We start from the raw sequence: 22878 nt of genomic DNA, 5'->3' as shown, positions 1-22878 counted from the left end.
CGTTTCTGCTACTGCGTGCCGCACCACAGGGGAAAATTCGCATGACTGCCATTCGTCTTGCCGCGGTTGCGGCCGCGCTGCTTGCTGCCGTGCCCGCCGCTGCGCAGTCCGTTGATCAATCTTCGGCGCTCCAGCCGCTGCCGGACCCCAATGACCGCAGCGACTATCTACGCATTGGCGTGGGTGCCGCCTTCGTGCCCGACTACGAAGGCTCCGACGATCACCGCATCATTCCCGGCGCCGTGCTCCAGGCCCGCACCGGGGGGATCAGCATCTTCTCGCGCGGAACCTACCTTTATGCCGACCTGGTCGACCGGCCTGGCAAGGTCGACCTCGACGTCGGCCCGATCGTCGGCGTCCGCCTCAACCGCACCGGCAAGGTCAAGGACGACCGGGTCGACGCTCTGCCGGAGCTCAACACAGGGTTCGAGGTCGGCGCGTTCGGCGGCGTCACCTTCCATGGCCTGACCAACCCCTATGACGCGCTCAGCTTCCGCCTCGACGCGGTCAAGGACCTCGGCAACGCGCATGAAAGCTGGGTGGTCACCCCGACGGCCGAGTTCGGCACGCCGCTGTCACGCACCGTCTACGTCGGCGTGTCGGCCTCGGCCGATTACGTCAGCGGCAAGTACAACGACTATTATTTCGGCATCTCGCCGGCCGGTGCGCTCGCCAGCGGTCTGCCAGCCTACAATCCAAGCGGTGGCGGCCTGAAGAGCTGGCAACTCGGAGCGCTGACCGGCCTGTCGCTCAGTGGCGACCTGCGCAAGGGCTGGGGCCTGTTCGGCTCGGCCAACTACAAGCGCCTCACCGGCGATGCCGGCGACAGCCCGATCGTCCGCATCGCCGGCAGCCGGAGCCAATGGTTGCTCGCCGCAGGCGTCGGCTACAGCTTCTAGCGAACACCACGAAAAAGAGCGCCCGCCGGTGAGGGCGGGCGCTCCGGGAGCCAGGGCAGCTGCGTGACGGCCGCCCTGTCTTAGCTCCAATTCTCTTACATGCCGTTGGCGATGTTGGTGTCCGGAGCGTTGGTGTTCCGGTCCTGCGCCATCATGTTGCTCTCGGTGGCGGCATTGGTGCTCATGTTGCCGTCCATGCCACCGGACATGTTGGCGTCCATGCCCATGTTCGACATGTTGCTGTCCATCATCATGTTCTGGTCCATCGACATGTTGCCGCTGTCCATCATCATGTTGTCGGTCGCCATGGTGTTGGCGTCGTTGGTCGACGAGTTCCCGCCACAGGCGGAAAGCGAAAGGGCCGCACCGGCGACCAAGATCAAAGCGCGCATAAGGGTAAACTCCCTGTTGGAACGGGTGTCATAACTCGGCGGCGGCGACTTGGGTCCCTCCTTCCTCACGCCGACCGGCGCTTCGGCCGGGACGAGCCGTTGCCCGGTGTTCAGCTTGAGGCCAGCAGCAGCAGCCTAGTGGCGCCCCGATTTCTCAGGAGTTTTCTCATGCGCGCAGTCATCGTCATCGGCCTCGTCGCCATTCTGGCCACCCCGGCCGCGGCCCAGCAGGGAGGCGCCCCTAAGCCCGTCACTCGCGCCGAATACGACGCCAACATGAACCGTGAATTCGGCGAGATCGACGCCAACAAGGACGGCACGGTCAGCGCGGCCGAGCTGGCCAGCGCCCGCCAGCGCGCCACGGCCGCCGCCCTCCAGCGGCAGTCGCAAGCCATGTTCAGCAAGCTCGACATCAACAAGAATGGCAGCCTCAGCCAGGCCGAGTTCGCCAAGATGCTGGATGTCGACCCGGCCAAGCTCCCCCCTGCGCCCCTGCTCCAGTTCGATGCCAACAAGGACGGCAGCGTCACCAAGGCGGAGTTCGCTGCCGGCACCGGTGCCAATTTCATGGGCTTGGACACGAACAAGGACGGCACCGTGACTCCGGCCGAACTGCAGGCGGCAGAGCGGCGCGAGTCCGGTCCCCAGGGTCGCTAAGTCACTGGCGCGAGCCGCGGCTTGCGCCTATGCACGTCCGATCCCCGGGGAGCCTGGGTTCCCATCCAAGTGATACTTGGATGGGTCCCCTGTACGGCTGAGAGGGGCGGTGAAACTCCGCTCGACCCGCTGAACCTGATCCGGCTCACACCGGCGTAGGGAGGGAATGCGGGCCTCCCGTGTCCCTCCATTGGAGAGGACGACCCATGGCCGACATACCCGCACGCACCGAACTCAAGGTTACCACCGGCCCGATCCGCGGCAGCCGCAAGGTCCACGTCGGCCCGCTTAAGGTCGCCATGCGCGAAGTCGTGCTGGAGCCTTCCTCGGGCGAGTCCCCGGTCGTGGTCTACGATCCGTCTGGCCCCTACACCGACCCCGACGCCCGCATCGACATCATGGCCGGCCTGCCGGAGCTGCGCCGTGACTGGATCCGTGCCCGCGGCGACGTGGAGGAAGTCGCCCAGCGCGAGGTCCGCCCGGAGGACAACGGCCAGCTCGGCCCTGATCGCAGCGGCGGCGTCCAGCCCTTCCCCAACGTTCGCAAGCGCGTCCTCCGCGCCCGCCCCGGCCAGAACGTCACCCAGATGCACTATGCCCGCCGCGGCATCATCACGCCCGAGATGGAATATGTCGCGGCGCGCGAGAACCTCGGACGGGAAAAGTCACGCGAGACGACTTGGCGTCACGACGGCGAGTCCTTCGGTGCCACCATTCCCGAATTCGTCACCCCCGAGTTCGTCCGCGACGAGGTCGCCCGCGGCCGCGCCATCATCCCCAACAACATCAACCATCCCGAAACCGAGCCGATGGCGATCGGCCGCAACTTCCTCGTGAAGATCAACGCCAACATCGGCAACTCGGCCGTGGCTTCAGACGTCGCCTCCGAGGTCGACAAGATGGTCTGGGCGATCCGCTGGGGCGCGGACACGGTGATGGACCTGTCCACTGGCCGCAACATTCACGACACGCGCGAGTGGATCATCCGCAATTCGCCCGTGCCGATCGGCACCGTCCCCATCTACCAGGCGCTGGAAAAGGTCGGCGGCATCGCCGAGGACCTCACCTGGGAGATCTTCCGCGACACGCTGATCGAGCAGGCCGAGCAGGGCGTCGACTATTTCACCATCCATGCCGGCGTCCGCCTGCCCTACGTGCCGCTGACCGCCAAGCGTGTCACCGGCATCGTCAGCCGCGGCGGCTCGATCATGGCCAAATGGTGCCTGGCCCACCACCAGGAGAGCTTCCTCTACGAGCGCTTCGACGAGATCACGGAGATCATGAAGGCCTATGACATCGCCTACTCGCTAGGCGACGGCCTCCGCCCGGGTTCCATCGCCGACGCCAATGACGAGGCCCAGTTCGCCGAGCTCTATACCCTTGGCGAGCTGACCAAGCGCGCCTGGGACCAGGACGTCCAGGTCATGATCGAGGGCCCCGGCCACGTGCCCATGCACAAGATCAAGGAGAACATGGACAAGCAGCTGGCGAGCTGCGGCGAGGCGCCCTTCTACACCTTGGGCCCGCTGACCACCGACATCGCGCCCGGTTACGACCACATCACCAGTGGCATCGGCGCGGCGATGATCGGCTGGTTCGGCACGGCGATGCTCTGCTACGTCACGCCCAAGGAGCACCTCGGCCTTCCCGACCGCGACGACGTCAAGGTCGGCGTCGTCACGTACAAGCTCGCCGCCCACGCCGCCGACCTCGCCAAGGGTCACCCGGCCGCGCGCCTGCGCGACGACGCCCTGTCCCGCGCCCGCTTCGAGTTCCGCTGGCGCGACCAGTTCAACCTCAGCCTCGACCCTGACACGGCCGAGCGATACCACGACCAGACCCTCCCCGCCGAAGGCGCCAAGACCGCCCACTTCTGCTCCATGTGCGGACCCAAGTTCTGCAGCATGAAAATCACCCAGGAAGTCCGCGACTTCGCGGCTAAGCAGGAGGCGGGGGTGCTCAACTCCACTCCCGTTCGCCCTGAGCCTGTCGAAGGGCGTTCTTCCGGCGCTCCCATCGGGAGTGAGGCGGAGGCAGAACAGGGCATGGCCGAGATGTCCGAACGCTACCGCGCCGGCGGCAACGAGCTCTACATCGGCGCGGGCGGGCGAGAGCACGACTGATGGCGGACTTGTACCTCAAGAAGCTTGAGGCTGAGCGGAAGACCCTGTGGGCAACCTGCCGCCTTAAGGGCCTGCCCAAGGAAACCCCCGAGCGTCAGCGCATCGCTGCGACCGACCAGGCAATCGCCGAGCACAAGGCGAAGCGTGGACCGGAGGCGTCCTGAGTTCCGCTGGTGCGACCAGTGAACGTCAGCCTTAACGCCGACACGGCCCACGCGCTGTCACAACCGGCCCCTTGCCGCACTCGCGCAGGCTCGGGCCGAGCAGCGGGTGAGTCAGGTAGGCGCGGGCTTCTTCCTCGCCTGACAGGCGGTAAGATTTGCCCGTGGCGCTTCGGCCCAGGTTGCGGTGCTGGGCAAGGGTGACCGTATTTAGTGGCTGCGCCCCCGCCCGGCCCGCAGCTCGGCAAGCGCAGCCCCGTACACGCCGCGGGCTTGCGCCGCGACGAAGCGCTCTTGGTTGACCGAATCGTCGGCCGCGCTGGTCACCGCAGCTGTCTGAACAGCAGCACGATATAAGCGACGAACAGGACGATCATCGCTCCGGTCAGCAGCTGGTGCAGGCGCTCGCGGCGGGAGAAGGCGGCAGGGATGGCGCAGGCCAGAAACAGCAGGTGGAAAATCAGGTTCTCCCGCTCGGGCAGCCGGCCTTCCAGCATATATTCGCGGAACATGCTCCACAGCAGCACCGCCACCGCGATGCCGAAGAACGCCGGCGCCTCGCGGTAATAATGCCCTTGAGATCCAGCGGCTCGTCTGCCCGCACATCGGGCAGAACGATCGCCGCCAGCATGTAGATGAAGCCAGTCAGGACCAGCGTGGTGGCGAATGCCGCGAACGACCAGTCCGTCCGCCGGGCCAGGCTGAAGCTCGCCCACCAATGCTGGGTCACCATCAGAAGTATCAGCACGGACCAGATCAGCGGCAGCGGGTAGAAACGGATGGTACGCCGCGACAGGATCAGGGCGCGATACCCTTGCAGCACCTGCTGGATCGCGAGGCCCAGGATGATCGACAGCAGGACCGACAGATAGGAGAATGCGTCCACTTCGGCCCCCCTGTGTGCACCTCAGAGTAGCGCGCCGTTCGGTGCGGGCAAGCAACCTGCCCGACATCGATCCTCATCTCCGCTCCAGCCGAACCAGCGCTTCGTCGAGCGCCTGCAGGAAACGCGAACGGTCGGCCTTGGCGAACGGCGCCGGCCCGCCGACCACGTCGCCGCCGGCGCGGAGGTCGGCCATGATGGCTCGGGTGGCGATTGCGCTGCCGATGCTGGCCCCAGTGAAGGGCTTGCCGTTGTGGCCGATCACCGTCGCGCCCGCCTTCAGACAGCGGTCGGCAAGCAGGATGTCGCCGGTGATCACCACCGTTCGCGCATCCGCCGCTTCCGCGATCCAGTCGTCGGCGGCGTTGAAAGCGTCGCTCACCACCACCCGCTCGACCAGCGAATGCTCCGGCACCCGCAGCCGCATGTTGCTCACCACCTTGACCGGCACCTCACGCCGGAGAGCCACACGATAGACTTCCTCTTTCACCGGGCAGGCGTCCGCATCCACCAGGATCTGCACCTCACTCAATCTCGGGCCCTCGCTCTAGTCCGGAGTGGAACGTCTCACCTGGCGCCGCCTCACGGAATATCTCCGCACACGACCGCAGCTTGATCGCGTCCACCTTGCCAAGAATGGCCTCGGCCGTGACCCCCGCTTCCAGGTGCGGACGGAGTGCTTCAAAGCACTCGCGCAGCCTCGGGCCGAGCAGCGGGTGGGCCAGGTAGGCGCGGGCTTCGTCAACGCCTGAGAGGCCGTAGAACCTGGCGGTGGCGCTGCGGCCCAGGTCGCGGTGCTGGGGGAAGATGAACCACATCCAGTGGCTCTGCTTGGCGCGGGCCCTGAGTTCGGCCAGCGCCTGTTCGTAGACGCCGCTGGCCTGGGCCTCGACGAAGCGTTGAAGGTTGAAGGGGTCGTCCATCGCCACGCAGCTTAGCCCGACGGGCGGCACCGGCACAAAGGACCGCCTTTCTTGGCGACCGTTTCGGTGTCAGCATCGGCTCGCCTTTCACCCAAGGAGCCCGCCATGCTCGCCGCCCTGCTGCTCACGGTCGCTGCGCCTGTCTCCGCCGCTACTGGTCCGCTCACCGTCGCTGCCGCCCGCATGGCGCAGGTCGGACGGTGGCAGGGCAAGCTCGAGTACCGCGACTATCAGGCGGACCGCTGGTTCGGGCTGCCGGTCACGGTCGAGGTGCGTGACGGCGGCGACGGCGTGGCGCTGTTGCGGGTCGCCGATTTCGACGACGGTCCAAAGGTCGGCGCGGTGCGGATCACCACCGCGTCAATGCTACTGGCGGATGGCGCAAGGGAAAGCAGCGTCAGCTTGCGCAAAGGGCGCGACGTCGAGCTGTCGACTGCCCGCCTCTCCCTTCGCGAAGGCGCCACCGGACCGGCCAACTGGACCTTGGTCAGCGAGGAGACCGGCCGGGACGACGACCGTCCGGCGCGTATCCGGGTCACCACCGCCCGGGCCGGTGACCAGATGGTTGCGCTCAAGGAAGTCGATTTCACCGACGACGCTGCCGAAGCGTGGCTGGTTCGAAACCGCACCACTCTACGCCGCCTCGGCGACTGAATTGCGGCCGACCGCCGAACTGGCGTCATAACGCCACCCGGGGGCGAAGCGAAGTCGGGCGCGCTCAGCTCTTCCCCAGGCCGCCGCTACCCTTGCTGCTCGGATTGGCCGCGATGGTCTTCGGCTTCTCCTTCTTCGGCTTGCGGGCTTCCTTGTTCGACTTCACCTGACCCTTGGCCATGATCCACTCCTGCCGGACGCGGGCCGTCGCCGGCCCTATATCAAGTCCGAACGCTTCGACCGGCCAGGCTTTCCCGCGGCTCTCAATCGCCCAGGGATGGCACGATCCAGATCAGCGACATGGCAATCACGATCAGCAACAGGGAAATCGCCAGTACCCACCGTACGACGCCTTCCTGGCGTCCGCCGGTGACCTGTTCCGCGTGGTAGTGGCGCTCGTCCATGGCAGCGCTCCTTCAATCAGGGAGCGGCCACTCTACGCCTTCCTGCCGAGTCGAACAAAAGGTCCGTCCTACAGGCTTTGGTCTGTGCTTCATCATCGATCGATGCGCATCCGGACTGGTGAACGCGGCCGTCGTCGCAAGCGCCCTGATCGGGATGGAACCGACAAAACTCTAGGCGTAGCCTTTGTTGCCTTCCGCCGTGCCGTTCTGGAGAGTCTGGGCCTATGAACCAAGAGGTAGACGCGATCATCGCCCGCCTGACCGATTGGCGGGGTCCGGTGCTCGCCCGCATGCGCGACCTGGTCCTCAGCACGGAACCGGGCATCGTCGAGGAGATCAAGTGGCGCAAGCCGTCGAACCCCGCGGGCGTTCCGGTGTGGAGCAACGACGGCATTATCTGCACGGGCGAGCTTTACCGGGCCAAGGTCAAGCTGACCTTCGCCAATGGCGCGAAGCTGCCCGACCCGGCCGGTCTGCTCAATGGCAGCACCGGGGGCACCAAGATGCGGGCAATCGACCTCCATGAGGGCGAGATGGTCGACGCTGACGCCTTCCAGGCGCTGGTCCGCGCCGCCATCGCGTTCAATCGCCAGCGCTGAGGGTCGTTTCGCCGGCGTTCACATACGACGAGCCGAGCGCCAAAGTGGGTCGAAGCGGGCACCTTTGCCGGACCGCTGCCGTTGGAACGCGGACCATCAAGGAGGTTGATCCGATGACCCGTACCCTGATCCTCGCTCTTGCCGGCACCGCTGCGACCATGGCCGCTACGGCGCCCGTGGCGGCGCAGCAATGGAGCTATAACGAGCGCGGCTGGCGCACCGTTGGCTATTCTCGTGTCGACGGGCGCGACAATGACACCATCAGGCTGCCCGGCGTGACCCGGCAGCGTGCCATCCGCATCTGCTCACTTAATGCTCCCCTCCGCCTGCGCGACTTCGACGTGCGCTTCGCCAATGGCGGCAGCCAGGACGTGAACACCCGCGCCGTTCTGCCGGCGGGCCGCTGCACCCGCGCGGTCGACCTGCGCGGCAACCGCCGCGACGTCGAGGCGGTGCGGCTCCGCTACGAGCCGATCCTGCGCAACGCCGCCCGGCCGGTCGTCCGCGTCCAGGTTCGCTGATAGGGTGGGGGTGGCCCGGCGCCGCCCTCCGCCTACTTCAGCGGGTCATGGCCCCAGTTCATCAGCGAATAGCGCCACTTGGTTTCGCCGACATCACCGGCGGGCCGCTGCGCAATGTGCCGGTGGACGTAGCCAGTGACCTTGCGCATGTGCGCCAGGTCGTCATCGGTCAGCTCCGCCTGTTTCTTGTGCAGCAATTCGATGATCCGGCGACCGGACTTGTGACCGGTCGACTCGCCGCCGTCACCACCCGGCAGGTGGCTGTCGCCAACCGCGCGGCTATGCTCGGTCGCCAGCCACTTCTCCAGCGCCGCCGCCGTCATGTTCACCGCCTGGTGGAAGTCGCGGGCGATCTCCGCTCGGTCGATTGTCTCGCTCATCGTTCGTCTCCTCAAGCACCCAACGCTGCGCGGTCGCGGCGGTTGGCCCCGCCTTTGGTCCATTCCCCGCAACCATGTCTTAACCCGCACGCCCTACCGCTGCCCGGTTGGTGCGGCTGCGGCGGAGGGGACCAGGTGAACGTGAATCGGCAGGTTGGAGGAGCGTCGCACCCTTCGTTCGTCGCCATTCCCGATCCCGCTCGCACCGCCGGCGTGCGCGCCTACCGCGAACCGGCCGAGCCCCACCGCCTTCAGCTTACCTTTCTTGAAGAAGCCGGCGAACGCGCTTTCATTGAAGAGTTGCGGACGCTGCTTGCGGCGGGCGACGCTGACACCGCGGCCGAGCGGCTGACGACGGAGTTGGCCGGGTTCGAAGGCGCGCTCGCCAAGCTGTGCCTAGCCACAACGGCAGAGACCGTCGCCATCGATGGTTGGGACGACCTGCTGCCAATCCTGGCCGAGTGGGAAGGCCCGCCGATCACTGCCATGACGCTTGGCCTGACCAACGCGCCCGACCTGGTGTTCGAGGCGGGTGCTACCCACGAGCCCGAACTGCTGCTCGGCCTCTACTCGGACGAGGCCTATCCCTTTTCCTCAGCCGCCGCCGACGAACTACTGGCCGAATGCAGCCGTGAGCTGCCGGCCTGGGTAGGCCAAGAGGAAGACGTGGAGTTCTACTGCCAGTCGGCGGGGTTGGCCGAGCTCAATACCGCGCTGATCCAGTGCAAGCACCGCCACTTCCTGCGCGATGGCCGTGATGGCGTGGAGGGACGCGCGCCGGGCGGCTATGTCGAATATGTGCTCGGCTGCTGGCTGCGGTCGACCCGCTTCCTGCAGGCGGTGCAACGCGCCGCCGCGAGCGGCCTGCCAGACGGCTGCCGGGTGGTCGGTGGCGCCGTTGGCGTGAACGCCGACTTCGTCACCCTCATCGAACCGGCCCGCAGGGGGAAGCGCAAGCGCGCGACCGCCAAATCCGCTGCAGAGCCGCAATTCGCCGCGCTGACCATGAAGCCGTGGATACCGCGGGAGGACCCGACTGCCGACCCGGCCAGCGGCGCGAGCCTGCGGCAGCGGCTGGCCCCGCCGGAAGCACCGGTGCCCGTCGCAGCGTCAGCACCCGAGCCCGAGCCCGCGACCGCGACCGCGACCGCGCCGACGATCGACGCGCCCCGCCCTGGCTGGCTCACCCGCATTCGCAATTGGCTGCGGCTCCGCTAAGCGCAGCTTAGGCACTCGGTCCCGCCACCGGCGTTGTTCCTTTCACGGGAGCAGCGCATGTTCGGTTTCGAGAAATCCCTACGTCCCCGCGCAATTGCCTTCGATACCATTGGCACGCTGATCGACCTCGACCCCCTGCGCCCCCTGATCACGCGCATGGGCCTGCCCGGTGCTGCGCTCGACGGTTGGGTGGCGGCTGGCCTGCGTGACGCCTTTGCCCTGACCGCCAGCGGCAGCTTCGCGCCGTTCGAGGAAGTGCTGAAGGGCGCGCTCGACCAGGTCCTGGCCGAACAGCAGCTCAACCCGCCCGCGGCCGACAAGGCAGCGCTGTTCACCCGCATGCTCGCCCTTCCGGCACGCCGCGGCGCCTCCGTCGCCCTTTCATTGCTCAAGGAGCAAGGCATTCCGCTTTATGCCTTCACCAACAGCAGCCTCGCCACGGCCAAGGCCATGCTCGCCAGCGGCGCCATTGATCCGTTCTTCACGGACATCGTTACCACCGGTGAGATCAAGGCATTCAAGCCGAGTGGCTCCGTCTACCGGCACTGCGCCAAGCGCGCCGGGATCGAGGTCGGGGACCTGATGCTCGTGGCGGCGCACCCATGGGACATCCACGGCGCCGCCATAGCTGGTTGCCGCACCGGCTACCTGGCGGTGCAGCGCCCGATGTCGTCGGTGTTCCGGCAGCCGGACCTCAGCGCCGAATGCCTGCCAGACCTTGCAGAGGCGATCTGCTCGCTTGGCGCCGCAGCCGGCCTAGCGCTTCAGCGCCCGCACCGCCGCCAGCGTTTTGGCAACATGGTCCTTCCAGCTGAGATCGGAATGGACGAACGCGATACGGCGGTCCGGAGCGATGACGTAGCTGGTTCGGTTGGTCATGCTGACAACCGGTAGCTTGACGTCATAGGCCTTGATCACGGCAGGGGAGGCAGTGGCGACGGGGAAGCGGCCGCGGCAGGCCTCCGTGCTGAACTTCTGCAGGGTCTTGAGGTCGTCGGCACTCATGCCGATCACTCGCGCGCCGGCCTTCCGAAAATCGGGCTCGGCATCGCTGAACGCCTTGGCTTCCAGGGTGCAGCCCGACGTGAACGCCTTGGGATAGAAATAGAGGACCACCGGCCCATGACGCAGCTGCTCGGCGAGGTGAACGGTAAAGGGCCTTCCGGCCAGCGCGCCGGTGGTGCGAAAGTCGGGCGCCTTGGCACCGACCGGCAGCGCGGCGTAGGCGCCGGCAGGAACGAGGGCGAAAGCAAGGATCAAGGCAAGACGGCGCATGACTCGGGGCTCCGGCAACGGGGGCAGTGGCGACCATGTCTAGCCAAACAACAGCCTTGGGCAACTGCCGGGCTTGCGTGCGGGAACCGGGCCTTCCTCAGACCGGTTGGCATTCCGGACAGGATGGAGGCAACCATGGTCAAGCATGTCGAAGTGGACGATACGAACCCCGACGCGGTGCACCAGCAGATCGACGTGAGCCCGGAGCTCGCCGAGATTGTCGGGCAGGGGCCAATGGCGCGTGGTGAGGTAACCAGCAAGATCTGGGATTACATTCACAAGAATGACCTGCAGGCGAAGGATGACGGCCGCGAGATCGAGCCAGACGACAAGCTCGCCACCATCGTCGGCAAGAAGCGGCTGTCGATGTTCCAGATGACCGCCAAGGTCAACGAACACATCCGCTCACCTGAAAAGGCCGGCGGCTGCAAGTAGCGCCTCAACGCAAAGAGGCGCCCGCCGGTATGGCGGACGCCTCTCCTGCGTGCTCTGGCGCAGCTTAGTTCTGGCTGTTGCCCGAAACGGTGTCGTCGGCGCTGTTGCCGTCGATGTCCGCCGAGTTGCGGGCGGCGTCGGCCTTCTCCTCGCCCTGCTCGCGGACGCGGTCGGCCTGGTTCTCCAGCGAGTCCTCGCGCGCTTCCGATGACGCGTTGTCCGCCGCTTCCTCAAGATTGTCGGCGCGTGCTTCGGCATTCGCCTCGATGTTGTCAGCCTTCTGCTCCTGGGGGCTGTAGTTACAGGCGGCGAGCCCGGCGATTCCAACAGCGACAGCGAGAATGCGGAATGAATTCATGGTGATCCCCTGTTTGTCCCGGCCACGGGATCGTGACCGTTACCGAGGCGTATCAATGTTCCAACTGCTCGCTGGTTCCTGCCGCCACCGGGCGGCAGCGCGCCAGTGCTTGCTCACCCACGTCAGCAGCCTGCTCGACGAGGGCCGAACCACCGCCAAAGCCGGCCAATGCGTTCAACTCGATGTAACGCTCGCTTCCTGGTGCCAGCGTCAATTGCAGCCGGGCGGTCTTCTGGCTCGCCAGCATCGGCCAGCGCAGTTCCAGCCGGTGCTCGCCGGCTGGAAGGGCCACCGCCAGCGCTCGCTTCTGGCCGAGCCTGGCCACCGGCATTCCGTCGATCAGCAAGGTCGGCGCGAACAGCACCGGCTCGGCATATTCCCGATAGACGATCAGGGTTGCATCGGAGCGGACGGACGCGGCGGCAAGCAGCAGGGCCGTGAGGACAGGCATAATCCCTCCATCATCGGCACGAATAGCCGCCTAGCAGGTGTTACTGGCCCTGCCCAGCGGGACTGGCCCGCCTCAGCGGTCGGAGGCGAGCCAGCCGGTGGCAATGTAGAGAATGATGGCGATCGGTCCGGTGACCAGGACCGCGAGCACCAGCCCGAGCCTGACCAGTAGCGGATCAACGCCGCTGTAATTGGCAAGGCCGGAACCGACTCCCATCAGCTTGGCGTTCTGGCGGTCCAGGGTGAACTTCCTGTCCATGTCCATAGTCGATCAGACCAGCTGCAGCGGGCCGACCGCAGCCGACACGAACAGCATGGCGGTGACGAACGCGCCGGCCAGGCTCACGGCCATGTGGCGGGCGGAGGCGGTGGAAAAGAACATCGGAACTACTCCCCGTGAAATTTCGTGAACCGTCGATCGGCCCACGCCATTCACAATGCAGGGAGCGTGCCAAACAGAAATTCTCTAGTCTTGTCAGTGACGCGGCGGCGAAGCCAAGGCCGCGCCGCCGCACTTTGCACCGTTGCTTGGGAAGAAATCCCAACTCAGCTCGATGTCGTGTCGCCTCCATCGGGGTGTAGCACCTGCCCAGTCATGTAGCTCGAGTCCTCGCAGGCGAGGAACAGAAAGGCCGGAGCTACCTCGTTCGGCTGGCCCGGCCGACCCATCGGCGTGTCCTTGCCAAACTCAGGGATCTTCTCCTTGGGCTGGCCTCCGAATGGGTTCAGCGGTGTCCAGATCGGTCCGGGCGCGACGCCATTCACGCGAATGCCCTTGCCAACCAGGTTCTTGGATAGACTGCGGGTGAAGGCGGTGATCGCCCCTTTGGTCGCGCTGTAGTCGAGCAGGATCGGCGCCCCCTTGTACATCGTCTCCGAGGTGCAGTTCACGATCGCCGCACCTTCCTTGAGATGCGGCGCGACCGCCTGCGTTAAGAAGAACATCGAAAAAATGTTGCTCTGGAAGGTGCGCTTCAGTTGCTCCTCCGAAATGTCCTCGATCTTCTCCTGGTGATGCTGCTCGCCGGCATTGTTCACCAGCACGTCGATCTTCCCGAAGGCATCGACGACCTGCTGCACCGCACGCTCGCAAAACTGCTTGTCGCCGAGGTCCCCCGGAATCACGATCGCTCGGCGGCCCTCGCCGGCCACGATGTCGCGGGTCTTGGCCGCGTCATCGTGCTCGTTGAGGTAGAGGATGGCGACGTCGGCCCCTTCGCGAGCGAACAGCGCCGCAACGGCTCGGCCGATGCCACTGTCCCCGCCGGTGACGATCGCCACCTTGTCCTTGAGGCGTCCAGACCCAGGAAACCGGGGCGTCCAATCGGGCTTGGGCTCGAGCTGACTCTCGTGGCCGGGCAGCTGGTCGTTGGGATGGACCTCTGGCTGGAAGGTGTCGGCCATGCGCTTACTCCTTGGCCGCAACGCCGGCGCCGGCATCCCCGAACGCCTCTATGGTGGACTCGTCCTGGGCGTCGTTCTTCGGCGCCTTCTCGACGGGCGTGCTGCCGTCCTTGCCGGCCGTGAAGCTGTTCCGGGCGCCGTCGCCGGGGTCGTCCGACATGGCGTTCTTCTGGTTCTGGCTCAGCTGCCCGCCGGTCGAAGCGTGGCTGTTTTCCTTGCTCATGATGAGGCTCCGCTTTGCGCCGAGCCGGAGCGGCTCAGCCTTCGAGGGTGAGAACGCCCGTGCGCGTTGGCCGCTCCTTCGCTTGAGCGGCGGGGACACTCCGCACAGCGCGGCATTCGGCAACAATGGTGGGGAAGTCGAAATCGGTGCTCTGCGCCAGCACGCTACCGGTGGCCGCGCTGCAGCTCGCTTCGCTGGCGTAGTGAGCCGGCATGGTCTGCACCGTGGTGCACGCGGCCGAGCCGTCCGAACAACCCAGAATGGCGATCACGTAGGCGACTGGACCCATGATACGAACTCACTGACAAGCAACCGGAACTTGCCTGCTTAACCGCGCAGTTAACGGTCCGTTCCCACCATTTCACCTCCGTTTGTTTGCACGCTTGGTAACGGCTTCCTACCTGTGTCGCATGGCCGCAGCGACCGAACCCGACGCCCGCCCGCCGGCGGGCTTCCGCACGCTGTGGCGTTTTCTGCCGATGCTGTGGCCAGCCGGCGAGCGTGAACTTAAATCGCGCGTCACCCTGTCGGTCGTGCTGGTCCTCGTCGGCAAGGCGCTGACCCTGGTCATGCCGTTCGCCTACAAGGCGGTGATCGACCGCATGAGTGGGCCGACGCAGGCGGCCGGAGTCGTTCTGGCGCTGGTCGTGGCCTACGCTGCTGCGCGCTTCGGCGGGGTGCTGAGCGACAACCTCAGGAACGCCATCTTTGAGAAGGTCGGCCAGGGTGCCGCTCGCCGCCTGGCGGCCCGCGTCTTCCGCCATGTCCATAGCCTGTCGCTGCGCTTCCACCTGGAGCGGCGCACCGGAAGCCTGACCAAGATCGTCGAGCGCGGGACGAAGAGCATCGACATGATGCTCTATTTCCTGCTGTTCAACATTGCCCCAACGGTGATCGAGCTCACCGCGATATGCATCATCTTCTACGTCAAGTTTGGTGGTCGGCTGGTGCTCGCCACGTTGGCCATCGTTGCGATCTACATCGGCTTCACTCGCTGGGTCACTGACTGGCGAGCCAAGCTGCAGCGAGAGATGAACGAAGTCGACAACAAGGCGATCGGCCGCGCCGTCGACAGCCTGCTGAACTATGAGACGGTGAAGTATTTCGGCGCAGAGGAGCGGGAAGCGCGGCGCTACGACGAGGCGGTTGGCTCCTATACGCGAGCGGCCGTGAAGAACGAGGTTTCGCTCGCCTGGCTCAACATCGGGCAGAGCCTGATCACCAATACGATGATGGCGGGTGCCATGGGCTTTACTGTCTGGGGCTGGGCCCGCGGGCGGTTCACGCCGGGCGACGTGGTGCTGGTCAACAGCCTCCTGATGCAGCTGTTCCGGCCGCTCGACATGCTCGGCTGGGTCTACCGTTCTATCCGTCAGGGCTTGATCGACATGGAGGCGATGTTCGATCTGACCGACACGCCGGCAGAGGTCACCGATCGGCCAGGCGCCCCTGACCTCGTCGTCGGCCGCGGCGAGCTGCGCTTTGAGGACGTTCACTTCGGCTATGATCCGGAGCGCGAGATTCTCAAGGGCGTCAGCTTCACCGTCCCACCCGGCACCACGCTGGCGATCGTGGGTCCGTCCGGCGCGGGCAAGTCGACGCTCGCCCGCCTGATCTACCGGTTCTACGATCCGCAGGGCGGGCGAATTCTGATCGACGGGCAGGACATCACCGCCGTGACCCAGGCGAGCCTGCGGTCCGCTATCGGCATCGTTCCGCAAGATACGGTGCTGTTCAACGACACGATTGGCTACAACATCGGCTACGGCCGCGATGGAGCCAGCCAGGCAGAGATCGAGGCGGCGGCGGGCGGCGCGTCAATCGACCGGTTCATCGCCGCTTTGCCCGACGGGTACGAGGCCATGGTCGGCGAGCGCGGGTTGAAGCTGTCGGGCGGCGAGAAGCAGCGGGTGGCGATCGCCCGTACCCTGCTCAAGAACCCGCCCGTGTTGATCCTGGACGAGGCGACCAGCGCGCTCGACAGCCGCACCGAGGAGGCTATCCAGGACACTCTCAACCGGGTTTCGGCGAACCGCACCACCATCACCATCGCTCACCGGCTTTCGACGGTGGTCGGGGCCGATCAGATCATGGTGCTGGACGCGGGCCAGGTCGCCGAGCGGGGAACTCATGGCGAGCTGCTGCGCAAAGGTGGTCTCTACGCCGAGCTATGGGCGCGACAGGCGCATGAACGAGCGCTGGAGGAAGCGGCGGAGTAGGCTACCCACTCCGCCGCAGCGAATAGTCGATCCGGATCCGGACCCACTCGCCAACCTTGAGTTGCCCGCCCAGTTGCGGGGGGCGAACCCGGAATTGCCACGCCGCCGCCAGCACCGCCCGGGCCATGCGCGAGTTGGCAGGATATTCGTCCAGCGCGACGCAGTCGTCGACCCGGAAGTCTGGCACCGTCTTGCAGGCAATCAGTGCCCAGCCGGGACCGTCGGCAGTCGACAGGTAGCCGCGCAACTCGTCGTCATAAGGCTCGCGGTACCAGGAGGCGGCGTAGAGCCGCTCGCCGTTCGGAGCGGTGCCGACTACCGGCGTGTCGACGTCGCGGCTGTCCGATGGTGGCCCGGCAGCCCGGCGCGGTTTCGCCGGCGCCGCCGGCGCGGACGGCAGCGAGCGTAGGTCGATCGAGGGCACGGCTCCACGCGGGAGCTCGACGAGGGGCGGAAGTGGCGCGGGCGACACCGGCTGTATCGGCCTCGTCACTCGGACTGGCTCGCCGGGGAGGGGTGGCTGCGGCTTGGTAGGCGTGGGCTGCGGCTCAGACGGAGCCGCCTGCTCCTGCGCCTTGGGTGGAGTTGGCTGCTCCGGTGTCTTGTCGGGGCTCAGCTCGAAACTGACCACCCGCGGCTGCTCCGTCCGGCCCGCCGTGCGCTCCCGGCCTAGGGTGAGCAGCGCCAGCACCAGCAGCGCTTCAATGGCGAAGGCCGCGGCCAGTCCTGCCGCCCGCCGCCGAGCGGGGATGCGGAAGGTGTCGGCGACGCTGCTCACGCCGCAGCGGTGGTCCAGCCGAGCCGCGGTATCGCAATGCTGCGCTTGCCGCTGAGGTCAACCCGGGTGACGATCAGCTCGCGGCTCTCGATGTAGCTGAGCAGGCGCCGGACCCGGCCGAGGCTGGCCGTGCCGTAGCTGGCGGCGATCGCCTCGTCGCTGGGACAGGGCTGCTGTTCGCGCGCGGCGCGGGCGAGCAGCAGGAAAGGCCCGAGCATGTCGTCAGGCAGCCCGTCGGCCGCTGCCAGCGCCGGTGCCCAGCTGCCGTCCGCCTCACTGAATATCCCCGCCCGAGCCATTGACAGGCGCCGGGTGAAGGCGGGCAAGTCGAACGGCGCCGGCGCGAGCCCCGCCATCCGGCAGCGGATGGTGAAATCCTGGTAGAGCACCGCGGCCGATCGCCCGCCGCTGTCCGGATCGCTCGCCAGCGCCTCCAGCACAGCCGCGACGATCGCTTCGCCTTCCGCCGTGCTCTTGGCCGGCATGGCCGGCGCGACCGACGGCACCGCGGCGGCGAGCTGCTCCAGCAGCGCGTCGGAGGCGAGCGGCTTGGGCTCGGGCCGGGGCGGCGGAGGAGGCAACTCCGGCCCCGGCGCAAACAGCAAACCCTGCAGGTCTCCCGCCGGAGCATTCGGCAGGGGCAGCAGCTTGGGGCTCATCGATCGGGCCTGGGTTTCCACCGGGCCAATCGCCACGGTTAGCGGGCGCCGGCAGATCGCCGGGCCAAGCGCCAAAAAGGTGCCCCGGGCGAGATCACGGATCTGCTCGGCCTGGCGCCGCTCCATGCCGAGCAGGTCGGCGGCCCGCGCCATATCGATGTCGAGGAAGGTTCGCCCCATCAGGAAGTTGGACGCTTCGGCGGCGACGTTCTTGGCCAGCTTGGCCAGCCGCTGGGTGGCGATCACGCCGGCCAGCCCGCGCTTGCGGCCACGGCACATCAGGTTGGTCATTGCCGACAGCGACGCGCGGCGCACTTCCTCCGCCACCTCGCCGCCGCCCGCGGGAGCGAACAGCTGCGCCTCGTCCACCACTACCAGCGCCGGGTACCAATGGTCGCGGGGAGCGTCGAACAGGGCGGACAGGAAAGCCGCGGCGCAGCGCATCTGCCCTTCCGCCTCCAAGCCTTCCAGGCTCAGCACCACTGAAGCGCGATGCTCGCGCACTCGCGCGGCCAGCCGGCCGATGTCCTTCTCGTGCGCTTCCGCCGCTTCGATCACCACATGTCCGTAGCGCTCGGCGAGCGTGACGAAGTCGCCCTCGGGATCAACCACCACCTGCTGCACCTGCCCAGCGCTCTGTTCCAGCAACCGGCGCAACAGGTGCGACTTGCCCGAGCCCGAATTGCCCTGCACCAGCAGCCGGGTCGCCAGCAGCTCTTCAAGGTCGATCAGCGCCGGCTCATTGCCCGGCCCGGCCCCCATGTTCACGCGCACGGTCATGCCTGCCCGTTTGGAGGCCCGGGGGCAGCGCATCAAGGCTGCCGTGCCGCGAAACTGTCCAAGTGGCCGATGGGCACCAGCCCGGTTCAGTTCCTTGAAAGGGCGAGACGCGCTAGAGCAGCGGCGACTCATTCTCCGTAGGTGCAGGTAACCTGATGATCCGCAAGCTTCTTTTCGCCACTGCCGCCGTCTCACTGGTGCCGGTCCAGGCACCTGCTGCGCCCGCTCACGCCGCAACGGGCGCAACGTTGCCCATGTCCAATCCGTTCGCCAAGCCCAGCACGTTGCCGCTGCAGGCGCCGGACTTCTCACGCATCAAGGACAGCGACTACCTGCCGGCGCTGCTCGCCGGCATGGCCCAGCAGAAGGCGGAGGTGCGTGCCATCGCCGCCAGCAAGGCCGCGCCAACGTTCGACAACACGATCGTCGCGCTGGAGCGTTCGGGCCAGCTGCTAGAGCGAGCCAACCTTGCCTTCTCGGCGGTGAACGGCGCCAACACTAACGACACGCTGCAAGCGGTCGACACCCAGACCTCGCCGCTGTTCGCAGCTCATTCCGACTACATCAACCTGAACCCGCAGTTGTTCGCTCGGGTGAAGAACCTGCATGACCGCCAGGCCTCGCTGAACCTCAACCCTGAGCAGGCCAAGCTGCTGGACGTCTACTACAAGGGCATGGTCCATGCCGGCGCCGAGCTGCCGCCAGCTAAGCAGGCGCAGCTGAAGGCCATGAATACGCGGCTGAGCACGCTGCAGACCTCGTTCACCCAGAAGCTGCTGAATGCCGCCAAGGCCGGCGCCGTGCACATCACCGACCGGGCCGAGCTGGCCGGCCTGTCGGAAGAGCAGGTCGCCGCCGCGGCCGAGGCCGCCAAGGACCGCAAGCTGACCGGCTGGGTTCTACCGCTGCAGAACACCACGCGCCAGCCGGCGATGGCCAGCCTGGCGGACCATGCCACCCGGCAGAAGCTGCTCGACGCCAGCCTTACCCGGGCGGAGCATGGCGACGCGAACGATACCCGGCCGCTGATCCAGGAGATCGCCCAAATGCGCGCGCGGAAAGCGGCGCTGTTCGGCTACGCCAATTGGGCCGATTACGCCCTGTTCGACCAGATGGCCAAGAACCGTGCGGCGGCGGTCGGCTTCCTCGAGCGGCTCGCGCCCGCCACGGCGGCCAAGCAGAAGCAGGAAGCGGCCGACATCCGGGCATTGGCCGCCTCGAAGGGAGTGACAAGCGTCACACCGGCCGACTGGGACTATTATGCCGAGCAGATCCGCAAGCAGCGGTACGCGCTCGATAATGACCAGCTGAAGCCGTATTTCGAGATCCACAAGGTGCTGACCGACGGCGTCTTCTTCGCCGCCAACCAGCTGTACGGCCTGACCTTCAAGCAGCGCACCGACCTGCCAACCTGGAACCCCGACATGCTGACCTACGAGGTCACCGATGCCGACGGGAAGCAGCTCGGGCTGATGTATTTCGACTTCTGGAAGCGCGACAACAAGAACGGCGGCGCGTGGATGTCGAACCTGGTCAACCAGTCGGCCCTGCGCGGAACCAAGCCGGTCATCTACAATGTCGAGAACTTCACCAAGCCGGCGCCCGGGCAGCCGGCGCTGATCAGCTTCGACGACGTCACCACCATGTTCCACGAGTTCGGCCATGCCCTGCACGGCCTGTTCGCGGCGCAGACCTACCCGACGCTGTCGGGCACCAGCGTGGCGCGCGACTTCGTTGAGTTCCCGTCGCAGTTCAACGAGAATTGGGCGCTCGATCCCAAGGTGCTGCCGCGCTACGCGGTGCACTACAAGACAGGGCAGTCGATCCCGCAGGACCTGATCAACAAGATCAAGCAGGCCCGCACCTTCAACCAGGGCTATGACAATGGCGAGGTGCTGGAAGCGGCGCGGCTCGACCTCGACTGGCACAGCCTGCCGGCGACCGCTCCGCGGCAGGATGTGGACAAGTTCGAGGCGCAGGCGCTGGCCAAGAGCGGGTACGACGTAGCCGACGTGCCGCCGCGCTATCGCTCCAATTACTTCCTGCACATTTGGAGCAACGGCTATTCGGCCGGCTATTACGCCTATCCGTGGACCCGCATGCTTGGCCAGGACGCGTTCGCCTGGTTCGAGGCCAACGGCGGCCTGACCCGCGCGAACGGTCAGCGTTTCCGCGACATGGTTCTGTCGCGCGGCAACACGCTCGACTACAACGCGATGTACCGCGCCTTTGCCGGCCGCGATCCGGATATCAATCCGTACCTGACCTACTATGGGCTGACCGGCGCGGGCGGGGAGAAGTAAGCGGGTTGCACACCGGGCCGCGCCACGTGAAAGCGACTCGGTGACCGACCCCCATCAGCTGCTCAAATCCGTCTTCGGCTTCGACCACTTCCGCGGCGTGCAGGAGGAGGTGGTCGGGCGCGTGCTGGCCGGACAGCACACGCTGGCGGTAATGCCGACCGGCGCGGGCAAGTCGCTGTGCTACCAGTTGCCGGCATTGGCGCGGGAAGGCACCGCGCTGGTGGTCTCGCCGCTGATCGCGCTGATGCACGACCAGATCCGCTCGGCCGATGCACTGGGCATCCGGGCCGCGTCGCTGACCAGCGCCGACGATCGACAGGCGGTGACCGCGCGCGCGCTGAACGGCGAGCTCGACCTGCTCTATGTCGCGCCGGAGCGGGCCACGACGGACTATTTCCGCCGCCTGATCGAGCGGACGCCCTTGTCGCTGATCGCCATCGACGAGGCGCATTGCGTCAGCGAGTGGGGTCACGACTTCCGCCCCGACTACCGCCAGCTGAAGAGCCTGCTCGACGACCATGCCAAGGTGCCGCGGCTGGCGCTGACCGCGACTGCCGATCGGCGCACGCGGGCCGATATTCTGCAGCAACTCGGGCTACCCGGCGACGGGCTGATCGTCGCGGGCTTCGATCGGCCCAACATTCGCTACGTCATTCGGCCGCGCGAACAGACGGGCAAGCAATTGAAGGACCTGCTGCGCGACCGGCCGGGTCCGGCGATCGTCTACACGCCCAGCCGGGACAAGGCGGAGCGGACGGCGGAGGCGCTTACGGCCACTGGTCGGCCGGCGCTTGCCTATCACGCCGGCCTCGCCTCCGAGGTGCGCGCCCGCAACCAGGCGGCGTTTGTCGCGTCGGAGGAGATGGCGATGGCCGCGACGGTCGCCTTTGGCATGGGCATCGACAAGCCGGACGTGCGCACCGTCGCGCACGTCGCCATTCCGAAATCAATCGAGAGCTATTACCAGGAGACCGGCCGGGCGGGGCGTGATGGTGAGCCTGCGGAGGCGTGGCTGTTCTGGTCGGCCAGCGACTTCGCGCTGGCCCGGCAGCGGCTGGAGGAGGAGTGCCCGCCGGAGCGCCGCGAATCGGAGCGCGAGCGGCTCAACGCCCTTGCTGCGCTGGTCGAGACGCCGGGCTGCCGCCGTGCAGTGCTGCTGCGTCACTTCGGCGAAGACCCGCCAGCCAGTTGCGGCAATTGCGACAACTGCCTGGAGCCTCCGGCGCAACTCGACGCCACGGAGGTCGCCCGCAAGCTGCTCTCCGCCGCCTTTCGCACCGAGATGCGGTTCGGCGTCGGGCACCTGGCCGACGTGCTCGCCGGCAAGGAGACAGACAAGGTGCACGCCAATGGTCACCACCGGCTGTCCGTGTTCGGCATCTGCGGCGACGAGGAGCTGCCGCTGGTGCGCCCGGTCGCCCGGGCGCTGGTGGCGCGCGACGCGCTGCGGGCCGATGCGTACGGCGGCCTGAGCTTCGGCCCGGGCGCCAAGCCGATCCTGAAGGGCAATGAGTCGGTCAGCATCGCCGTACCGCCGCAGCGCAAGCGCCGACGCCGCGGCGATGCCGGGGACCATCCCGCCGACCCGCTGTTCGACGCGCTGCGGGAAACCCGCCGCAGCCTCGCCGCGGCGCAGGGCGTCCCCTCCTATGTCGTGTTCCACGACAGCACCCTGCGGGAGATCGCGGCGGCCCGGCCTGCCACTCTTCACGAACTCGCTCGGGTGCAGGGCGTGGGCGAGGCCAAGCTCCAGCGCTACGGTGATGCGATGATCGAGACCGTCGCCGCGTTCGGGGCATGAATTGGCTGCTCAGCCTCGGCTCGCTTGCCGGCGTGCTGGCCTTGGGCGGGGTCGCGCGCTTGCTACGCCTCGGGGGATCAGAGCCACTTGCGCCCGAGCAAGTTACCGAGCGGGTGCAGTTCGAGTATAACCCGTTCAGGGTCGAGCGGATGGTGATCGGCCTCGACGGACGCGCCGCCCTGGTCCGCGCCACGGATGGCAGGCTGGTGGCGGTGAAGGTCCACGGCGCCCACCCTGCGACCAGGCTGTTGCCCGGCGCGCCAGCGGTCACCACGTGCGGCGATCTTGTCGTGGTTGACACCGGCGACCGTTGGTTTGGTCCCCTGCGGCTGCGGCTTGACCAAGCGCAACGGGACATGCTGCGCGCTATGCTGTAAGA

Annotated in this window: 30 protein-coding genes, 1 pseudogene and 1 riboswitch; of the genes and pseudogenes, 14 read left to right on the top strand and 17 right to left on the bottom strand. The window is 66.9% G+C overall.

Going from position 1 to position 22878, the window contains the following annotated elements; all coding sequences use genetic code 11:
- Positions 1–41 precede the first annotated feature (41 nt).
- Positions 42–899 (top strand): MipA/OmpV family protein, encoded by an 858-nt coding sequence (locus OMW55_RS08360; RefSeq protein WP_264882354.1) that lies wholly within the window; start codon positions 42–44, stop codon positions 897–899.
- 95 nt (positions 900–994) lie between these two features.
- Here the strand turns inward: OMW55_RS08360 and OMW55_RS08355 are convergent, their stop codons facing one another.
- Complete coding sequence (locus OMW55_RS08355; protein ID WP_264882353.1) at positions 995–1291, bottom strand: hypothetical protein; 297 nt, start codon at positions 1289–1291, stop codon at positions 995–997.
- A 168-nt stretch (positions 1292–1459) separates the two neighbouring features.
- Here OMW55_RS08355 and OMW55_RS08350 point away from each other — a divergent pair, with 168 nt between their 5' ends.
- The 3 genes from OMW55_RS08350 to OMW55_RS08340 all read left to right on the top strand — a co-directional run bounded on the left by OMW55_RS08350 (position 1460) and on the right by OMW55_RS08340 (position 4235).
- A complete protein-coding gene (locus OMW55_RS08350; protein WP_264882351.1) occupies positions 1460–1948 on the top strand; it encodes an EF-hand domain-containing protein in 489 nt (162 codons plus the stop codon).
- A 35-nt stretch (positions 1949–1983) separates the two neighbouring features.
- Positions 1984–2127, top strand: a riboswitch (TPP riboswitch).
- Positions 2128–2154: 27 nt separating this feature from the next.
- On the top strand, positions 2155–4071 hold the full coding sequence (thiC, locus tag OMW55_RS08345) for a phosphomethylpyrimidine synthase ThiC (protein WP_264882350.1): 1917 nt from the start codon (positions 2155–2157) through the stop codon (positions 4069–4071).
- Positions 4071–4235, top strand: a complete 165-nt coding sequence (locus OMW55_RS08340) for a hypothetical protein (RefSeq protein ID WP_264882349.1) — start codon at positions 4071–4073, stop codon at positions 4233–4235. Before thiC ends, OMW55_RS08340 begins: the two co-directional genes overlap by 1 nt.
- Positions 4236–4266: 31 nt before the next feature.
- On the opposite strand, the gene OMW55_RS13965 is transcribed toward OMW55_RS08340, so the two are convergent.
- The 5 genes from OMW55_RS13965 to OMW55_RS08320 all read right to left on the bottom strand — a co-directional run bounded on the left by OMW55_RS13965 (position 4267) and on the right by OMW55_RS08320 (position 6038).
- On the bottom strand, positions 4267–4413 hold the full coding sequence (locus tag OMW55_RS13965) for a DUF1810 family protein (protein ID WP_407822150.1): 147 nt from the start codon (positions 4411–4413) through the stop codon (positions 4267–4269).
- 142 nt (positions 4414–4555) lie between these two features.
- Positions 4556–4744 (bottom strand): hypothetical protein, encoded by a 189-nt coding sequence (locus OMW55_RS08335; RefSeq protein ID WP_264882348.1) that lies wholly within the window; start codon positions 4742–4744, stop codon positions 4556–4558.
- On the bottom strand, positions 4693–5118 hold the full coding sequence (locus OMW55_RS08330) for a hypothetical protein (protein WP_264882346.1): 426 nt from the start codon (positions 5116–5118) through the stop codon (positions 4693–4695). Before OMW55_RS08330 ends, OMW55_RS08335 begins: the two co-directional genes overlap by 52 nt.
- 73 nt (positions 5119–5191) lie before the next feature.
- The gene (locus OMW55_RS08325) at positions 5192–5638 is read right to left on the bottom strand and encodes a YaiI/YqxD family protein (RefSeq protein WP_407822149.1); all 447 of its coding nucleotides are present in this window, start codon (positions 5636–5638) and stop codon (positions 5192–5194) included.
- Between the two features lies 1 nt (position 5639).
- The gene (locus tag OMW55_RS08320) at positions 5640–6038 is read right to left on the bottom strand and encodes a DUF1810 domain-containing protein (protein WP_264882344.1); all 399 of its coding nucleotides are present in this window, start codon (positions 6036–6038) and stop codon (positions 5640–5642) included.
- 105 nt (positions 6039–6143) lie between these two features.
- On the opposite strand from OMW55_RS08320, the gene OMW55_RS08315 reads away from it, so the two are divergent.
- A complete protein-coding gene (locus OMW55_RS08315) occupies positions 6144–6692 on the top strand; it encodes a hypothetical protein (RefSeq protein ID WP_264882343.1) in 549 nt (182 codons plus the stop codon).
- 263 nt (positions 6693–6955) lie between these two features.
- On the opposite strand, the gene OMW55_RS08310 is transcribed toward OMW55_RS08315, so the two are convergent.
- Positions 6956–7096: a hypothetical protein gene (locus OMW55_RS08310; RefSeq protein ID WP_264882342.1), complete on the bottom strand. Its 141-nt coding sequence runs from the start codon at positions 7094–7096 to the stop codon at positions 6956–6958.
- Between the two features lie 224 nt (positions 7097–7320).
- Between OMW55_RS08310 and OMW55_RS08305 the strand changes: the two genes are divergently transcribed.
- A complete protein-coding gene (locus OMW55_RS08305; RefSeq protein ID WP_264882340.1) occupies positions 7321–7695 on the top strand; it encodes a DUF1801 domain-containing protein in 375 nt (124 codons plus the stop codon).
- Between the two features lie 113 nt (positions 7696–7808).
- Positions 7809–8216, top strand: a complete 408-nt coding sequence (locus tag OMW55_RS08300; protein ID WP_264882338.1) for a hypothetical protein — start codon at positions 7809–7811, stop codon at positions 8214–8216.
- A gap of 32 nt (positions 8217–8248) precedes the next feature.
- Here the strand turns inward: OMW55_RS08300 and OMW55_RS08295 are convergent, their stop codons facing one another.
- Positions 8249–8596 carry a DUF3140 domain-containing protein gene (locus tag OMW55_RS08295; protein ID WP_264882336.1) on the bottom strand — a complete coding sequence of 116 codons (348 nt, stop codon included), beginning with the start codon at positions 8594–8596 and terminating at the stop codon, positions 8249–8251.
- A 135-nt stretch (positions 8597–8731) separates the two neighbouring features.
- Between OMW55_RS08295 and OMW55_RS08290 the strand changes: the two genes are divergently transcribed.
- Positions 8732–9814: a hypothetical protein gene (locus OMW55_RS08290; RefSeq protein WP_264882335.1), complete on the top strand. Its 1083-nt coding sequence runs from the start codon at positions 8732–8734 to the stop codon at positions 9812–9814.
- A 57-nt stretch (positions 9815–9871) separates the two neighbouring features.
- A pseudogene (locus tag OMW55_RS08285) lies at positions 9872–10444 on the top strand (HAD family hydrolase); the annotation flags it as partial.
- 126 nt (positions 10445–10570) lie between these two features.
- On the opposite strand, the gene OMW55_RS08280 reads toward OMW55_RS08285, so the two are convergent.
- Entirely contained in the window at positions 10571–11089 is a 519-nt protein-coding gene (locus OMW55_RS08280; RefSeq protein WP_264882334.1) for a peroxiredoxin, read from the bottom strand.
- Between the two features lie 135 nt (positions 11090–11224).
- Here OMW55_RS08280 and OMW55_RS08275 point away from each other — a divergent pair, with 135 nt between their 5' ends.
- Positions 11225–11524, top strand: coding sequence for an SWIB/MDM2 domain-containing protein (locus tag OMW55_RS08275; RefSeq protein WP_264882331.1), 300 nt, complete (start codon positions 11225–11227; stop codon positions 11522–11524).
- 64 nt (positions 11525–11588) lie between these two features.
- Here OMW55_RS08275 and OMW55_RS08270 read toward each other — a convergent pair whose 3' ends face one another.
- The 6 genes from OMW55_RS08270 to OMW55_RS08245 form a co-directional block, all read right to left on the bottom strand.
- Positions 11589–11882 (bottom strand): hypothetical protein, encoded by a 294-nt coding sequence (locus OMW55_RS08270; RefSeq protein WP_264882330.1) that lies wholly within the window; start codon positions 11880–11882, stop codon positions 11589–11591.
- A gap of 52 nt (positions 11883–11934) precedes the next feature.
- The gene (locus tag OMW55_RS08265) at positions 11935–12333 is read right to left on the bottom strand and encodes a hypothetical protein (RefSeq protein ID WP_264882328.1); all 399 of its coding nucleotides are present in this window, start codon (positions 12331–12333) and stop codon (positions 11935–11937) included.
- A gap of 72 nt (positions 12334–12405) precedes the next feature.
- Complete coding sequence (locus OMW55_RS08260) at positions 12406–12591, bottom strand: PspC domain-containing protein (RefSeq protein WP_264882327.1); 186 nt, start codon at positions 12589–12591, stop codon at positions 12406–12408.
- A 287-nt stretch (positions 12592–12878) separates the two neighbouring features.
- Entirely contained in the window at positions 12879–13736 is an 858-nt protein-coding gene (locus OMW55_RS08255; RefSeq protein ID WP_264882325.1) for an SDR family oxidoreductase, read from the bottom strand.
- 4 nt (positions 13737–13740) lie between these two features.
- Entirely contained in the window at positions 13741–13959 is a 219-nt protein-coding gene (locus tag OMW55_RS08250) for a hypothetical protein (protein WP_264882324.1), read from the bottom strand.
- Positions 13960–13993: 34 nt separating this feature from the next.
- Complete coding sequence (locus OMW55_RS08245) at positions 13994–14248, bottom strand: hypothetical protein (RefSeq protein WP_264882323.1); 255 nt, start codon at positions 14246–14248, stop codon at positions 13994–13996.
- A 121-nt stretch (positions 14249–14369) separates the two neighbouring features.
- On the opposite strand from OMW55_RS08245, the gene OMW55_RS08240 reads away from it, so the two are divergent.
- Positions 14370–16178 carry an ABCB family ABC transporter ATP-binding protein/permease gene (locus OMW55_RS08240; RefSeq protein ID WP_264882322.1) on the top strand — a complete coding sequence of 603 codons (1809 nt, stop codon included), beginning with the start codon at positions 14370–14372 and terminating at the stop codon, positions 16176–16178.
- Between the two features lies 1 nt (position 16179).
- On the opposite strand, the gene OMW55_RS08235 is transcribed toward OMW55_RS08240, so the two are convergent.
- Together OMW55_RS08235 and OMW55_RS08230 are read right to left on the bottom strand one after the other, a co-directional pair.
- The gene (locus OMW55_RS08235) at positions 16180–16956 is read right to left on the bottom strand and encodes a hypothetical protein (protein ID WP_264882320.1); all 777 of its coding nucleotides are present in this window, start codon (positions 16954–16956) and stop codon (positions 16180–16182) included.
- Positions 16953–18395, bottom strand: a complete 1443-nt coding sequence (locus OMW55_RS08230; protein ID WP_264882318.1) for an ATP-binding protein — start codon at positions 18393–18395, stop codon at positions 16953–16955. Before OMW55_RS08230 ends, OMW55_RS08235 begins: the two co-directional genes overlap by 4 nt.
- A 155-nt stretch (positions 18396–18550) precedes the next feature.
- On the opposite strand from OMW55_RS08230, the gene OMW55_RS08225 reads away from it, so the two are divergent.
- From OMW55_RS08225 to OMW55_RS08215, 3 genes are read left to right on the top strand one after another with little or no spacing between them, the layout of a single operon-like run.
- Positions 18551–20698, top strand: coding sequence for a M3 family metallopeptidase (locus tag OMW55_RS08225; RefSeq protein ID WP_264882316.1), 2148 nt, complete (start codon positions 18551–18553; stop codon positions 20696–20698).
- 40 nt (positions 20699–20738) lie between these two features.
- Positions 20739–22499 (top strand): DNA helicase RecQ, encoded by a 1761-nt coding sequence (gene recQ, locus OMW55_RS08220; RefSeq protein ID WP_264882314.1) that lies wholly within the window; start codon positions 20739–20741, stop codon positions 22497–22499.
- Positions 22496–22876 (top strand): hypothetical protein, encoded by a 381-nt coding sequence (locus tag OMW55_RS08215; protein ID WP_264882312.1) that lies wholly within the window; start codon positions 22496–22498, stop codon positions 22874–22876. The genes recQ and OMW55_RS08215 overlap by 4 nt, the downstream gene beginning before the upstream one ends.
- Positions 22877–22878: the final 2 nt, after the last annotated feature.

This window comes from Sphingomonas arvum (genome assembly GCF_026013565.1).
GTDB classification, from domain to species: domain Bacteria; phylum Pseudomonadota; class Alphaproteobacteria; order Sphingomonadales; family Sphingomonadaceae; genus Sphingomicrobium; species Sphingomicrobium arvum.
Note: the sequence above shows the minus strand (reverse complement) of the source record. Positions and strands in the feature narration are given on the sequence as shown.

Coding starts and splice junctions, on each gene's coding strand:
- OMW55_RS08360 (WP_264882354.1), top strand. CDS start 42: ATGACTGCCATTCGTCTTGCCGCGGTTGCGGCCGCGCTGCTTGCTGCC.
- OMW55_RS08355 (WP_264882353.1), bottom strand. CDS start 1,291: ATGCGCGCTTTGATCTTGGTCGCCGGTGCGGCCCTTTCGCTTTCCGCC.
- OMW55_RS08350 (WP_264882351.1), top strand. CDS start 1,460: ATGCGCGCAGTCATCGTCATCGGCCTCGTCGCCATTCTGGCCACCCCG.
- thiC (WP_264882350.1), top strand. CDS start 2,155: ATGGCCGACATACCCGCACGCACCGAACTCAAGGTTACCACCGGCCCG.
- OMW55_RS08340 (WP_264882349.1), top strand. CDS start 4,071: ATGGCGGACTTGTACCTCAAGAAGCTTGAGGCTGAGCGGAAGACCCTG.
- OMW55_RS08335 (WP_264882348.1), bottom strand. CDS start 4,744: ATGTTCCGCGAATATATGCTGGAAGGCCGGCTGCCCGAGCGGGAGAAC.
- OMW55_RS08320 (WP_264882344.1), bottom strand. CDS start 6,038: ATGGACGACCCCTTCAACCTTCAACGCTTCGTCGAGGCCCAGGCCAGC.
- OMW55_RS08315 (WP_264882343.1), top strand. CDS start 6,144: ATGCTCGCCGCCCTGCTGCTCACGGTCGCTGCGCCTGTCTCCGCCGCT.
- OMW55_RS08310 (WP_264882342.1), bottom strand. CDS start 7,096: ATGGACGAGCGCCACTACCACGCGGAACAGGTCACCGGCGGACGCCAG.
- OMW55_RS08305 (WP_264882340.1), top strand. CDS start 7,321: ATGAACCAAGAGGTAGACGCGATCATCGCCCGCCTGACCGATTGGCGG.
- OMW55_RS08300 (WP_264882338.1), top strand. CDS start 7,809: ATGACCCGTACCCTGATCCTCGCTCTTGCCGGCACCGCTGCGACCATG.
- OMW55_RS08295 (WP_264882336.1), bottom strand. CDS start 8,596: ATGAGCGAGACAATCGACCGAGCGGAGATCGCCCGCGACTTCCACCAG.
- OMW55_RS08280 (WP_264882334.1), bottom strand. CDS start 11,089: ATGCGCCGTCTTGCCTTGATCCTTGCTTTCGCCCTCGTTCCTGCCGGC.
- OMW55_RS08275 (WP_264882331.1), top strand. CDS start 11,225: ATGGTCAAGCATGTCGAAGTGGACGATACGAACCCCGACGCGGTGCAC.
- OMW55_RS08270 (WP_264882330.1), bottom strand. CDS start 11,882: ATGAATTCATTCCGCATTCTCGCTGTCGCTGTTGGAATCGCCGGGCTC.
- OMW55_RS08265 (WP_264882328.1), bottom strand. CDS start 12,333: ATGCCTGTCCTCACGGCCCTGCTGCTTGCCGCCGCGTCCGTCCGCTCC.
- OMW55_RS08260 (WP_264882327.1), bottom strand. CDS start 12,591: ATGGACAGGAAGTTCACCCTGGACCGCCAGAACGCCAAGCTGATGGGA.
- OMW55_RS08255 (WP_264882325.1), bottom strand. CDS start 13,736: ATGGCCGACACCTTCCAGCCAGAGGTCCATCCCAACGACCAGCTGCCC.
- OMW55_RS08250 (WP_264882324.1), bottom strand. CDS start 13,959: ATGAGCAAGGAAAACAGCCACGCTTCGACCGGCGGGCAGCTGAGCCAG.
- OMW55_RS08245 (WP_264882323.1), bottom strand. CDS start 14,248: ATGGGTCCAGTCGCCTACGTGATCGCCATTCTGGGTTGTTCGGACGGC.
- OMW55_RS08240 (WP_264882322.1), top strand. CDS start 14,370: ATGGCCGCAGCGACCGAACCCGACGCCCGCCCGCCGGCGGGCTTCCGC.
- OMW55_RS08230 (WP_264882318.1), bottom strand. CDS start 18,395: ATGACCGTGCGCGTGAACATGGGGGCCGGGCCGGGCAATGAGCCGGCG.
- OMW55_RS08225 (WP_264882316.1), top strand. CDS start 18,551: ATGATCCGCAAGCTTCTTTTCGCCACTGCCGCCGTCTCACTGGTGCCG.
- OMW55_RS08215 (WP_264882312.1), top strand. CDS start 22,496: ATGAATTGGCTGCTCAGCCTCGGCTCGCTTGCCGGCGTGCTGGCCTTG.